This window comes from Ruegeria sp. AF2 (assembly GCF_056542025.1).
In genome coordinates this window covers 40,832-53,683 of the sequence record NZ_JBQFZC010000001.1, presented here as the reverse complement: position 1 = coordinate 53,683, position 12,852 = coordinate 40,832, and the positions used below count along the sequence as shown (strand labels likewise).

13 protein-coding genes and 1 riboswitch are annotated in these 12,852 nt (G+C 56.3%); of the genes, 4 read left to right on the top strand and 9 right to left on the bottom strand.

Annotation, left to right across the window (positions count from 1 at the left end; all coding sequences use genetic code 11):
- Positions 1–52: 52 nt before the first annotated feature.
- The 7 genes from metK to miaB all read right to left on the bottom strand — a co-directional run bounded on the left by metK (position 53) and on the right by miaB (position 7,708).
- Positions 53–1,234 (bottom strand): methionine adenosyltransferase, encoded by a 1,182-nt coding sequence (gene metK / locus ACR0NM_RS00235; RefSeq protein ID WP_170511314.1) that lies wholly within the window; start codon positions 1,232–1,234, stop codon positions 53–55.
- A gap of 5 nt (positions 1,235–1,239) precedes the next feature.
- Positions 1,240–1,288, bottom strand: a riboswitch (SAM-SAH riboswitch).
- 15 nt (positions 1,289–1,303) lie between these two features.
- A complete protein-coding gene (gene lnt, locus ACR0NM_RS00230; protein ID WP_480612673.1) occupies positions 1,304–2,836 on the bottom strand; it encodes an apolipoprotein N-acyltransferase in 1,533 nt (510 codons plus the stop codon).
- Positions 2,833–3,717 carry a hemolysin family protein gene (locus tag ACR0NM_RS00225; protein ID WP_480587140.1) on the bottom strand — a complete coding sequence of 295 codons (885 nt, stop codon included), beginning with the start codon at positions 3,715–3,717 and terminating at the stop codon, positions 2,833–2,835. The genes lnt and ACR0NM_RS00225 overlap by 4 nt, the downstream gene beginning before the upstream one ends.
- 36 nt (positions 3,718–3,753) lie before the next feature.
- Positions 3,754–4,248 carry an rRNA maturation RNase YbeY gene (gene ybeY / locus ACR0NM_RS00220; RefSeq protein WP_170511310.1) on the bottom strand — a complete coding sequence of 165 codons (495 nt, stop codon included), beginning with the start codon at positions 4,246–4,248 and terminating at the stop codon, positions 3,754–3,756.
- A gap of 41 nt (positions 4,249–4,289) precedes the next feature.
- Positions 4,290–5,312 carry a PhoH family protein gene (locus ACR0NM_RS00215; protein WP_170404555.1) on the bottom strand — a complete coding sequence of 341 codons (1,023 nt, stop codon included), beginning with the start codon at positions 5,310–5,312 and terminating at the stop codon, positions 4,290–4,292.
- A 146-nt stretch (positions 5,313–5,458) separates the two neighbouring features.
- Entirely contained in the window at positions 5,459–6,223 is a 765-nt protein-coding gene (locus tag ACR0NM_RS00210) for an outer membrane protein (RefSeq protein WP_170511305.1), read from the bottom strand.
- A gap of 165 nt (positions 6,224–6,388) precedes the next feature.
- Positions 6,389–7,708 (bottom strand): tRNA (N6-isopentenyl adenosine(37)-C2)-methylthiotransferase MiaB, encoded by a 1,320-nt coding sequence (gene miaB / locus ACR0NM_RS00205; protein ID WP_170404560.1) that lies wholly within the window; start codon positions 7,706–7,708, stop codon positions 6,389–6,391.
- A gap of 120 nt (positions 7,709–7,828) precedes the next feature.
- Between miaB and ACR0NM_RS00200 the strand changes: the two genes are divergently transcribed.
- Positions 7,829–8,692, top strand: coding sequence for a hypothetical protein (locus ACR0NM_RS00200; protein WP_480612671.1), 864 nt, complete (start codon positions 7,829–7,831; stop codon positions 8,690–8,692).
- 3 nt (positions 8,693–8,695) lie between these two features.
- On the opposite strand, the gene ACR0NM_RS00195 is transcribed toward ACR0NM_RS00200, so the two are convergent.
- Positions 8,696–9,493 carry a phytanoyl-CoA dioxygenase family protein gene (locus tag ACR0NM_RS00195; protein ID WP_480612669.1) on the bottom strand — a complete coding sequence of 266 codons (798 nt, stop codon included), beginning with the start codon at positions 9,491–9,493 and terminating at the stop codon, positions 8,696–8,698.
- Positions 9,494–9,578: 85 nt separating this feature from the next.
- Between ACR0NM_RS00195 and ACR0NM_RS00190 the strand changes: the two genes are divergently transcribed.
- A complete protein-coding gene (locus ACR0NM_RS00190) occupies positions 9,579–10,475 on the top strand; it encodes a LysR family transcriptional regulator (RefSeq protein ID WP_480612667.1) in 897 nt (298 codons plus the stop codon).
- Between the two features lie 3 nt (positions 10,476–10,478).
- Here ACR0NM_RS00190 and irrA read toward each other — a convergent pair whose 3' ends face one another.
- Positions 10,479–10,895 carry an iron response transcriptional regulator IrrA gene (gene irrA / locus ACR0NM_RS00185; RefSeq protein ID WP_170397577.1) on the bottom strand — a complete coding sequence of 139 codons (417 nt, stop codon included), beginning with the start codon at positions 10,893–10,895 and terminating at the stop codon, positions 10,479–10,481.
- 187 nt (positions 10,896–11,082) lie between these two features.
- Between irrA and fabA the strand changes: the two genes are divergently transcribed.
- The gene (gene fabA / locus ACR0NM_RS00180) at positions 11,083–11,592 is read left to right on the top strand and encodes a bifunctional 3-hydroxydecanoyl-ACP dehydratase/trans-2-decenoyl-ACP isomerase (protein WP_039538618.1); all 510 of its coding nucleotides are present in this window, start codon (positions 11,083–11,085) and stop codon (positions 11,590–11,592) included.
- 30 nt (positions 11,593–11,622) lie between these two features.
- Positions 11,623–12,852 (top strand): beta-ketoacyl-ACP synthase I, encoded by a 1,230-nt coding sequence (gene fabB / locus ACR0NM_RS00175; RefSeq protein WP_170397584.1) that lies wholly within the window; start codon positions 11,623–11,625, stop codon positions 12,850–12,852.

Genomic DNA, 12,852 nt, shown 5'->3' with positions numbered 1-12,852 from the left:
CGCCGACTTGCAAAAAAACGCGCCGAAACCGGCGCGTTTTTCTAATTGTTGATCAGACCGCCTGTTTCAGCGCGTCCACCAGATCGGTGCGCTCCCAGCTAAATCCGCCGTCCGCATCGGGTTCACGACCAAAGTGGCCATAAGCAGCGGTCCTCTGATAAATCGGCTTGTTGAGTTGCAGATGTTGGCGAATTCCGCGCGGAGTCAGGTCCATCACCTGCCCAACTGCTTTTTCGATCACTGCATCGGCAATCTGGCCAGTTCCATGCGTGTCGGCATAGATCGAGAGGGGCTTTGACACCCCAATCGCATAGCTCAACTGAATGGTGCAGCGCTCTGCCATCCCTGCAGCAACGACATTCTTGGCCAGATAACGCGCTGCATAAGCCGCCGAGCGGTCCACCTTGGTTGGGTCTTTGCCCGAGAATGCGCCACCACCGTGAGGTGCTGCACCGCCATAAGTGTCGACGATGATCTTGCGACCGGTCAGACCCGCATCACCATCCGGACCGCCGATGACGAACTTGCCGGTGGGATTCACGTGCCATTCGGTTTCGGCGGTCAGCCAGCCGTCAGGGAGGGTTTCACGGATATAGGGCTCGACAATGGCGCGAATATCACCCGAGGTCAGCGCCTCATCCATGTGCTGCGTCGACAGCACGATTGAGCTGACACCGACTGGCGTGCCGTCGCGATAGATAACAGACAACTGTGATTTTGCATCCGGGCCAAGGGCGGGTTCACTGCCATTTTTGCGAACTTCAGCGAGACGGCGAAGGATAGCGTGCGAGTATTGGATCGGCGCAGGCATAAGCGCTGGCGTCTCGGTCGTGGCATAGCCGAACATGATGCCCTGATCGCCTGCACCTTCGTCTTTGTTATCGGCAGCATCCACGCCTTGCGCGATATGAGCCGACTGCTCGTGCAACAGGTTGGTCACTTCGACGGTTTCGTGGTGAAACTTGTCCTGCTCGTAGCCGATATCTTTGATACATGCCCGCGCGATATCGTCGATATGCGCCATATAATCATGCAACTTGTCCTGATCCGACAGACCCACTTCTCCGCCAATAACCACACGATCGGTAGTGGCAAATGTTTCACAGGCCACGCGGGCCTCGGGTTCTTCGCGCAGGAATGCGTCTAATACTGCATCAGAAATACGATCGCAGACCTTATCCGGGTGCCCTTCGGAAACGGACTCCGAAGTAAATGTATAATTCTGTCGGGACATGAATGTGCTCCATTAAGTTTACCCCACCACGTCAGGAAGCCGTTGTGACAGGCGTGCGACCGAATACGCTTAGCGTTTGACAGGGTCAATCGGAATTTGGTCGTTTACGCGCAGGGTGTGTCGCCATAGCAGCGCGAATAGCACCAATAGAGCTACTAAAACCGGACTATCACCAATTCGGGAATAAACGGTCGGGGTTTGAGGGCGCGGCAATTTGGCGTCGATAAACCCCGCCTGCCCAAGCGCCAGCGCCTCGGTGATCCGCCCCAATGGGTCAATCATTGCCGAAACTCCGGTATTGGCCGAGCGCAACATCGGTAGGCCTTGTTCGATTGCACGCATCTGCGCCTGGGCGAGGTGCTGATACGGGCCGGAACGCGTTCCGAACCAAGCGTCGTTTGTAATCTGCAAAAGAAAATCCGCACGATCCGGCGCGGATAAAATATCCTGCGTGAATACCGCCTCGTAGCAGATCAGCGGCAGCGCCTTGCCAAGCGTGCCTGCATCCATCAATGCGGCACCCGGTCCCGCGCTAAAGCCATTCCCTGTGGTTGCGGCCATCCCGTAGATGCCGAACTGTGCCATCACTTCACCAAATGGCACATATTCCCCAAAGGGCACCAAGTGGTGTTTATCGTATAGCCCGTCTTGCTGACCCTCCTCATTTAGATAGATCATCGAGTTATAGATCTGCTGCCCATCGGCACGCTGAATGCCCAGGACTACCGGGGTGCCCTGTGCCGCTTCGCCAATGGCTGAAAGATAGGGCTGTGCGCTGCCCAGCCATGCCGGGACCGAGGTTTCCGGCCAGACGATTAGGTCCGGGCGGGGCTCGGCCGCTGTGAATTCAAGTTGGCGTGCGAAAAACACTGACGCATAGGCAGGATCCCATTTCTGGTCCTGGGGTGCATTGGGTTGAATCAGTCGCACGATATGACCAGAGGGCATGACAGGAGGTCGGTTCGCTGCATAGAGCAAAGCCAAGGCCGCACAGCCTGCGGTCAACGCGATCGGTACAACGATGCCGCTTCGGGTACGATTGCTGAACAAGGCTGCGCCCAATGGCAATGTGGCAAGCAGTGTCAGCGCTCCCAATCCATAAGGGCCGACAAGTGACAGAGTCTGGGCAAACGACGTATCCACCCAAATCTGCGCGATGCCTGCCCAAGGAAATCCGGTCAGAATGTAGCCACGCGCAAACTCGACCAGCGCCAGCGTTACAGACAGCAAAGCCCCCTGCAAGACGGGCGCTCCACCGATGCGTTTCGAAACTCCGAAGGCCAACGCCCAGAACAAGGCCAACCCGCCCGACAAGAAGATCAGAGCAAAAGGGGCCATCCACGCATGGCGTTGGACATCAACCAGAAACGGCTCGATTATCCAGCTTAATGCGTGCGCAAAATAGCCCGTTGCAAAGACCCAACCCAGCAAACCCGCTCGACGATTTGTCTCAGCGCTCAGATACAACGGAGCTATCAGCACCAGCGACAGCAAGCTTATTGGCCAATATCCCAATGGTGCCTGACCACTGGCCGCTGCGACACCCAACAGCGCCGCCAGCACCAACCGCAGCCAAAAGGGCCACCCATCGGCAGGGTTCATGCAACAATATCCGGCAGCATGACACGCAACCGTTTTATGCGGCGCGGATCTGCGTCAATGACCTCGAACTCGGGCCCTTCGGGGTGGCATACAACCTCACCACGCGCCGGAACCCGCCCCGAGAGCATGAAGACCAAACCGCCCAATGTGTCGATCTCTTCTTCGTCTACATCTTCGTGGCTGGTCAGAGAGCGGCCAATCTCGGCCTCGAACTCTTCAAGTGGTACACGCGCCTGAACCACGTAGCAGCCGGGTTTCTCTTGTATCCATAGCTGATCTTCGTCGGCATCATGTTCGTCGGCGATTTCTCCGACAACCTGTTCAATCAGATCTTCGATAGTCAGCAAACCATCGACTCCACCGTATTCATCGATCACCAGAGCCATATGGCGACGTTCTGTCTGCATCTTAGTCAGCAAAACGCCAATTGGCATCGATGGTGGCACGAACAGCAATGTCCGCAGCATCGACCTCAGATCGAACTCGGAGGAGTTGCCGTTAAAGCCATGAGTCAGCGCAAAGTCCCTGAGATGCACAAACCCCAAGGGCGTATCCAAAGTGCCATCGTAAACCGGAATGCGTGACAAGCCGCTGTCGCGGAAAATCTGGACAAGTTCGTCTTTCGGGGTTGTCGAGGGGACCGATACGATTTCGGCTGTTGGGATCGCAACATCTTCGACCCGCATTCTGCGCAGGTTGATCATGCCCCTTGGCTGAGCGCTGACGGCCTCTGCCCCGTTTAGCTGGCTGGTCTCTTCGCCCTGAGAAGAAAATACGTCGATGAGTCGAGAAAAAAGCCCGCCTCTCTCGTCGCTGTCATTGCTGCTGTTCTGAGAATGCGCGCCATGCGCCGCCCTAGAACTGCCGTCTGTTTCGCCCATTATCCTGTTCCAAATGATCGGGCAAAGGTGCCCATGTCATACATTATATGGGTCATCTATACCCAGTTTGCCAAGTATCTCGACCTCGACCCTTTCCATCAAAGTGGCGTCGAGGTCACGAATGTGATCATACCCCAGCAAATGTAGTGTACCGTGAACGATCAGATGCGTCACGTGATCGTCGGTGCTTTTGCCGGCTTCAGCTGCTTCGCGCGCGCAGGTGTCATAAGAGATCGCAATGTCGCCCAGCACGATTTCGCCAGTAAAGTCAGGTTGCGGAGCCGGCGGAGTGTCTCCCGCCCGATCCGGGGCCAGTTCTTCGGCAGGCCAGCTGAGGACGTTGGTCGGCGTGGATTTTTCACGAAATTCAGCATTCAACTCAACGATCCGTGCATCATCGCAGCCCAGCAAGCTGATCTCGCATTGATCCGCCTCAAGATCGCAATACTCAAGAACAGCAGCAATTGCGCGCGTGGCCAAAGGCTCCAGCCCGCGCCAGCGATCATCCTCAAGCGTGATTTCCAGATTCATACCTTTGGCTCCGAGCCCAGCTTCAATCGGCGCCTTGAAAGTTAACCGGTTTCGCGCCCCGCATCGGCCTCATACGCCTCGATAATGGCGGCGACAAGAGGATGGCGGACGACATCTTTCGAGGTGAAATAGTTGAAGCTGATATTCGGGATCGTTTTCAGCAACCGTTCGGCATCCTTGAGACCCGACTGCACACCGCGCGGCAGATCAACTTGAGACCGGTCGCCGGTAATAACCATCCGGCTACCTTCACCAAGCCGGGTCAGGAACATCTTCATCTGCATCGTTGTGGCATTCTGCGCCTCGTCCAGCACTACAAATGCATTTGCCAGCGTACGACCGCGCATGAAGGCAAGCGGAGCAATCTCGATCCGCTTTTCTTCGATCAGCTTGGCAAGTTGTTTTCCGGGCAGGAAATCATTCAGCGCGTCATAAAGCGGCTGCATGTAGGGATCGACCTTATCCTTCATGTCACCGGGCAGGTAACCGAGCTTTTCACCGGCCTCGACCGCCGGACGGCTGAGAATGATGCGGTCAACGTGCCCGCCAATGAACATGGACACCCCGACCGCAACGGCCAGATAGGTTTTGCCGGTGCCCGCGGGACCAATGCCAAAGGCCAGTTCGTTGTTGAACAGCGACTGCACATAGGCCTTCTGGGCGTCGGTGCGCGGCTCGACCAGTTTTTTGCGTGTCTTGATCTCGACCGTGCCACCCTTGAACATCTCAAGCTGGTCACCATCGCGCGTGCCAGTTCCGACCTCGGAATTGCCCATGCGCAACTCGCGGTCGACATCTGCGGCTTCCACATCACGCCCACCTTCGAGCCGTGTATAGAGGGCCTGTAGAACCTCAATCGCCTGCTTTTGCGAATCCTCGTCGCCCAGCACGACAAGCTGGTTGCCGCGTCGCACAATCTGCACCGAGAGCTTCTGTTCGATATCGGTCAAGTTGCGGTCATACTCTCCGCACAAATCGATCAATAATCTGTTGTCTGGAAATTCAACAAGCGCCTCACGCTGGGGCATGTCATCTTGCGGTGGGGTCAGGGCACCGATGGCCAATCCGTTCTCCTGTCTTGGCGGTTCACCTTGAGCGTAGACAAACTGAAGAGGTAGACGCAAGCGGCAGTTTCAAAATTTGCACACCTCATGACAAATGCGCCGATGAACGCTGAAACAGCCAACTTTAAACGCCAATCGCGCGGATATCAGAATGTATAGTTCAACCCGATCCGCAGTCCGCGATAGCTTGGCGTCGATTTGGTCGAGAATGACGGACCCAGTTCGACCGTTTTTGATTCGAACTGCAGATACTCGATCTCGCCGGTGATCGACCAATTTTCGTTCAGTTTGTGTTCAGCGCCCAAGCTGGCCGAGAAACCTTGTCGGCGGTCCTCGCTCTCAAATCGGCTTGTCCCGCTTGCATCAGTTAGTGAGCCTGACGTGGTGATATCGCCGCGGACATAACCCACAGTCACGAAATAGAGGACACTGCCGCTGCGGTTGGTAAGCCCGTTCCGCAGGCGGATGGACAATACATCCGAGATCGCGGATCTGCCGCTGACCTCTGCCCCACCGGATCGGGACGAGGTGATGTCATCGAGCGTGCCAAAGTCATAGCCGACTTCCAGCCCATACACATAGTCGCGCCCACCTCTGGCTGGCAGAATGCCGCGCCAGCCACCGCGAAAACCTGCGAAATTTCCGCTTGGCTTAAGGTCGCCCGCAGCAAACGTGTCTCCGTCGTTCACGCGCAGGCCAAACTCGTCCGAACCGCCCGAGGCATGTCCGGCGCTGACCCCCAGATAGAACGCATTGACGTCGCGCGCGAAACGCTGAGACGAGATTACGTCGGGCTCAGTGACTTCCCCGACGACATCGCCGGCCAAAGTCGGGGCAGCGCAAGATAGAAACACGACAGTCGCCGACAAAACACGGGAAAGGTTTACACTCGGAAAACGTATCCAGCTCACTACTCGTACCCTCCGCAAAGGCGGGCCGTCAGGCGGGGTCGGTGCGTTTGTCGACACCCAAAATTCGGCCCAGAAAAATCTAGCCTTCCTCGGAACATAGTTCCAAGCCATAAATCAAGGGTTAAATTTCAAGGCGAAAACCCTTTGCGGGCAAGCCACAAGGGATCAGACCAACTCACCACCCAGCGAGTTCGCGCCAGACGATTTTATCCTTACCTTACGTAAGTCGCCGCTCGCGATATCAGCGTCCGCGACGTGAACCGCATGCAGATACTCGGATTTTCCAACCATCTGGCCCGGTTGCCGCCCAGGCTTTTCAAACAGGACATTAACTGTCTTTCCGACCATCGAGTCCTGAATCTCGCGCTGGTGGCGCGTGATCAACCCTTGCAAGCGCTGCAGGCGTGCATCCGCCACTTCGGCCTCGACCTGTGGCCGTTCTGCTGCAGGTGTGCCGGGTCGCGTCGAGTATTTGAAGGAATAGGCGTAGCCGTATTTGACCTCTTCGACCAAATCCAGAGTGGCCTGAAAATCCTCTTCCGTTTCTTCCGGGAAGCCCACGATGAAATCGCCGGACATCAGAATATCGGGGCGCGCTTCTCGGATACGCTCGATCAATCGCAGATAGCTTTCAGCCGTGTGGCTGCGGTTCATCCGCTTTAGAATTTTGTCCGACCCCGACTGCACCGGCAAATGCAGATATGGCATCAACTTCTCACAGGTGCCATGCGCTTCGATCAGCGCATCATCCATGTCGTTCGGGTGCGAGGTGGTAAAGCGTATGCGCTCTAGCCCGTCGACCTTGTTCAATTCCCAGATCAGACCGGCAAGGGTCATGTCTCCGTCCGGTCCAGCCCCGTGATAGGCATTTACGTTCTGCCCCAGCAGCGTGATCTCACGCACACCGCGTTCAACCAGATCGCGGGCCTCACGCAGGATGCGATCTGCCGGGCGGCTGACCTCGGCCCCGCGTGTATAGGGCACAACGCAGAAGGCACAGAACTTGTCACACCCCTCCTGCACGGTCAGGAATGCCGTCGGTCCGCGCTTGGCCTTGGGGCGGTTCTTGAGCTTTTCGAATTTGTCTTCTTCGGGGAACTCGGTATCCAGCGCCTTTTCACCCGCGCGCGTCTTCGCCTCCATCTCGGGCAGGCGATGATAGCTTTGCGGCCCCACCACCAGATCGACAAGCGGCTGGCGACGGATGATTTCCTCGCCTTCGGCCTGAGCGACGCAACCTGCGACACCGATTTTAAGTTCCGGCTTTTCCGCCTTGAGGCCCTTGAAACGGCCCAGTTCGGAATAGACTTTCTCAGCTGCCTTTTCTCGAATGTGGCAGGTATTGAGCAGGATCATATCCGCATCATCGGGCGATTTGGTCTCGACATAGCCCTGTCCGCCCAGCGCTTCGGCCATGCGTTCGCTGTCATAGACGTTCATCTGACAGCCATAGGTCTTGATAAACAGCTTTTTCGGTTCAGACATGGGTTGGCCTTTGCAGTCGCTGGGTCGGCGTCGTCTATACGTATCGAACGCCGCTTGCAATGCTGGCGCAATTACCCGAATTTGGCGGGAATTTCCAGCAAGGCGGCAACGAAACCAACGATGCAGTACGAATCCCTTGATCAACTTCTGAATTCCGATCGGTCGATCCTGAGCAAGGGACCCGTGGCACTGATATTTGCCGAAGATAATGTCGAGTTAGAAGGGACGCTGCACCATCATTTGAAGCTGGGGTTCAAATCCGTGATCACATTCCTGCCCCAAGAATTCACGCTGGATGAAGCGCTGGAGGAAAGGGTTCATCGAGTGACGATGACCTGCGCGCCCAGAACCGTCGTATTTGAGGCCGTCAATCGGATCATTCAGGCGGCTCAAGGCACGTGGGTATACTACTGCTACAACTCTGAATATCTGTTCTACCCTTTCTGCGAGACCCGCTCGGTCGGAGAGTTACTGGCCTTCCATTCTGAAGAACGGCGCCAGGCCATGCTGACCCATGTGATCGATCTTTATGCGAATGATCTGACGGCCTATCCAAACGGAGTGGCCCCCGATCACGCAATGCTGGACAAGACCGGATACTACGCCCACACGCGGCATGACGCATCTGGCAAGCCGCTAGAGCGGCAACTGGATATGTCCGGTGGTCTGCGTTGGCGGTTCGAAGATCATATCCCGTATGAACGACGCCGTATCGATCGGATTTCGCTGTTCAAAGCAAAAGCCGATCTGAAACTTCTGCCTGATCACACTTTCAATGAGCCGGAATACAATACCTATGCCTGCCCGTGGCACAACAACCTGACCGCCGCGATCTGTTCGTTCCGGGCGGCCAAAGCATTGAAGACGAACGCCGGATCGACGTTTGATATCTCCAACTTCTGCTGGAACCATTCAACTCCGTTCGAGTGGGATTCGCGCCAATTGCTGGATCTGGGCCTGATCGAATCGGGCCAGTGGTTCTAGGTTCTAACGCTGTAACAGAACTGGGAACCAGTCCTCGCGCAGCCGCTGCCCCGGCACCATTTCATGTCCCGGAAATGGCGGCGAAGTCCGGCCTGGACGCTCGACATAACGTGCATCATCACCAACCAATCGCAGCGAAAATGCCCTGCGTCGGCCATCGGAAGTATTGCCTCGGGCCCCGTGTAGCGTGCGATAGTTGAAGGCCACTGCGTCACCGGGCTCCATTTCAAATTCTACAATCTTCATCCCTTCGGCATCTGGGTCCGGAATCGGCATGTACTGCCCCTCGTCGGGGAAGAAACCTTCTTCCGAGGCCCAGCGGGTAGGCAGCACTTCTTTTTCCCAGCGGTGCGAACCGGCAACGCAGCGCAAGGTCGCTTGTTTCACCGGGTCCAACGGTGACCAGAAGCTGATATTCTGTTGACCATCAACAAAATAGTACGGCCCATCCTGATGCCACGGCGTTGCCATCGAGGTTCCGGGTTCCTTCACCAGAACATGGTCATGGAACATTTGCACGGATTGCGACTGCATGAGATCGGCCGCTACTTCAGCAGCAGGAGATTTTTCGATCACTTCACGAAACTGCGGGATACGGGACCAGTTGCAATAGTCGTCAAAAAAACGGCCGGTTTCGCCATCTTTCCTGTTCTCCGAAGCATAAGGACCCGGCTCGGCCATATTCGCGGCAACCCCGGCCCGTAGGGTTTCAATATGATCGGCGAACAGGCCTTTGACCAACACAACGCCGTCCGTCTGGAAGTTGTCGATCATGGCCTGAGAAACAAGAGGGTGAGTCATCGCGGTCTCCTTAGATTTGTCGCCCGATCTGCGCATGAATAAGACATCTGTTCAAATCATATCTTTCAAATTAGGTATTAACTCTATGTTATACCTCACTCTGCGCCAGTACGAATATGTTTGCGCCATCGGCCAGCATGGCAGCCTGTCTGCTGCGGCACAACGCCTAAATGTCTCGCAACCTGCCTTGTCCAATGCGCTGACCCGGGTCGAATCACGTTTGGGATATCCACTGTTTGCCCGAAGACGGGGTGCCGCGATGGCGCTGACCCCGCAGGGCCGCAAATTCATCGAAGAGGCCGAGGCCTTGTTGAAGCGAGCTGCGCTTTTGGAACAGTCAAAGCAGCCGATAACCGGCGAGCGCCGATTGCGCCTGGGATGCTTTGTCGATCTGGCACCCTTTCTTCTGGCCCAATCTCTGCACCGCCTGCAAAAAGCTTTGCCCGACGTCGTCCTGACACACGGGGTTGAGACGTTCGAAGGCCTGATTTCCGGCCTGATCGATGGCAGATACGATTTTGCACTCACCTATGACCTCGGCATGGATGCCGGTTTTTCCTGCAAGAAGTTGTTCGACAGCACCCCACACGCGCTGCTTTCACCTGATCATACACTGGCGGCGGCCAAGCAGCTAACCCTGACCGAGCTAGCGTCATATCCACTGATTCTGTCTAAAGAGGGTTTGTCTGCACAGCATGTACTCGCGCTTTTCAGACGCAAAGGTTTGAACCCCACAATCTCGCACCGAGCGCAATCATTGGAGCTTTCGCGCAGTCTGGCCGCTCATGGGGAAGGCATCGGGATAAGCTATACCAGCCCTAAAAACGGCTTCAGTTATGATCAGGTCCGCGTAATAAGCCTGCCGATCACCGATCCAGATGCAACCGAATCTGTTGTATTGGCACGGCATGGCACGGGGCCGACAGATCCGATGATCACGCAGGCTGAGCATGCGTTGGTTACGTTGTTATGTAAGGATTAGAGGTTACTTCTTCCGCAGGCGGATCACCACATCGACCGATGCGATTTCGACGCCTTCAGGAGCTTCCGGCAATTGTTGGATCACCAATTGGTCGGATGGTGCATCGCTCAGACGGCTTTCGTCTTCCCAATAGAAATGCGGATGGTCATGCGTGTTGGTGTCGAAATAGCTTTTGGACCCGTCAACAGTGATCTCTTGAAGCACCCCGGCATCGCAAAACGCCCGCAATGTGTTGTATACGGTCGCAAGCGAAACCGCGTCACCTTTGGCTTTTGCGGATTCAAACAGGCTTTCTGCAGTCACATGACGATGCAGACCGTCGCCCACAAGCAATTCGGCCAAAGCAACCCTTTGGCGCGTGGGGCGCAAACCTGCGTCAACCAACCAATTTGCAGCGATCTCACGGCTCTGAGGTGTCATGAATCCGATACCTGTGTTTTGCTGCCCTTAATATAAGTGCGCCCTGCCTGCAATTTCAAATGAAATTCATTCGCAAAGAATATTGTAGTCACAACAAGATATGGAGTGCTGGTCTTGCAGGACCTTGCATACGGGTGATAGACGAGGCCAGATGTAATAAACGGACCCAGGCAGGAGAGGCGGCAGAATGGCCCAATTCCCGAGCAGTTTTGACAAGGACGATCTGCTGAAATGCGCCCGCGGCGAACTATTTGGCCCTGGCAACGCGCAGTTGCCGGCTCCGCCGATGTTGATGATGGACCGCATTACCGAGATTTCCGGCGATGGTGGCGCGCATGGCAAGGGTCATGTGCTGGCCGAATTTGATATCACACCTGACCTTTGGTTTTTTGACTGCCATTTCCCCGGCAATCCGATCATGCCCGGCTGTCTGGGCCTGGACGGTTTGTGGCAACTGACCGGCTTCAACCTCGGCTGGCGCGGCTGGCAGGGACGTGGCATGGCGGTCGGCGTCGGAGAAGTCAAGTTGACCGGCATGGTGCGCCCGGACCGGAAGATGCTGACCTATAAGATTGATTTCAAAAAGGCGATCCAGACGCGCCGCCTGACCATGGGTGTGGCAGATGGCATCGTCGAAGCCGATGGCGAATTGATATACGACGTCAAGGATATGAAGGTCGTTCTGTCAGACGCCTGAGCCTGACCGGCCGCAATAAGGAGTACGCACATGCGTCGAGTAGTCGTCACCGGTCTGGGGGTTGTGTCCTCGATCGGGAACAATGCCGAAGAGGTGCTCGCCTCGCTCAAAGCAGGCAAATCCGGCATCGTAGCAAGCGAACAGATGGTCGAGCACGGCTTTCGCAGCCAAATCGCCGGTTCGCTGAAAATCGATGTGGCCGATCACGTGGACAAGCGGACCCTGCGGTTCATGGGTCCGGGTGCTGCCTATGCCCATATCGCGATGAATCAGGCCATCGCGGACGCCGGGCTGACCGAAGATCAGGTGGTCAATCCGCGCACAGGTCTGGTGGCAGGTTCGGGTGGACCATCGACCAGCGCGATGTTGACCGCGCACCAAACCGTGCTGAAAACCGGCGCAACCAAACGGATCGGCCCGTTTGCAGTGCCAAAGTGCATGTGTTCGACGATTTCTGCGAACTTGGCGACCGCGTTCAAAATCAAAGGTATCAACTACTCGATCACCTCGGCCTGCTCGACCTCGCTGCACTGCATCGGCAATGCGGCTGAACAGATCATGCTGGGCAAGCAGGATGTGATGTTCGCGGGCGGCGGAGAAGAGCTGGACTGGACCCTGTCCTGCCTGTTCGACGCGATGGGTGCGATGTCGTCCAAGTACAACGACACACCTGATAAAGCCTCGCGCGCATTCGATCAGAACCGCGACGGATTTGTGATTTCCGGCGGTGGCGGCATCGTGGTTCTGGAAGACCTCGAGCATGCGCTGGCGCGCGGTGCGAAAATCTATGCCGAAGTAACCGGCTATGCCGCGACATCTGATGGGCACGACATGGTGGCACCATCCGGCGAAGGCGGCGAGCGCGCGATGCGTCTGGCGCTGTCGACCGTGCCCGAAGGCCGCAAGGTCGGCTATATCAATGCCCACGGCACCTCGACCCCAGTGGGCGACGTCGGAGAAGTCGAAGCCGTACGCCGTATCTTTGGTGAAGGCAGTGTGCCTCCGATTTCATCGACAAAATCGATGACCGGTCACGCGCAAGGCGCAGCGGGCGCGCTTGAGGCGATCTTCTGCCTGCTCATGCTGGAACATGATTTCATTACTCCGTCGATCAATGTCGACACACTTGCCGACGGCATCCTGCCCGGTGAAATTGCAACTCAAGTGGTTGAAAACGCAGGCTTGGACAGCGTGATGACCAATAGCTTCGGCTTTGGCGGCACCAACGGATCCATGGTTCTGTCGAAGTATAACGGGTGA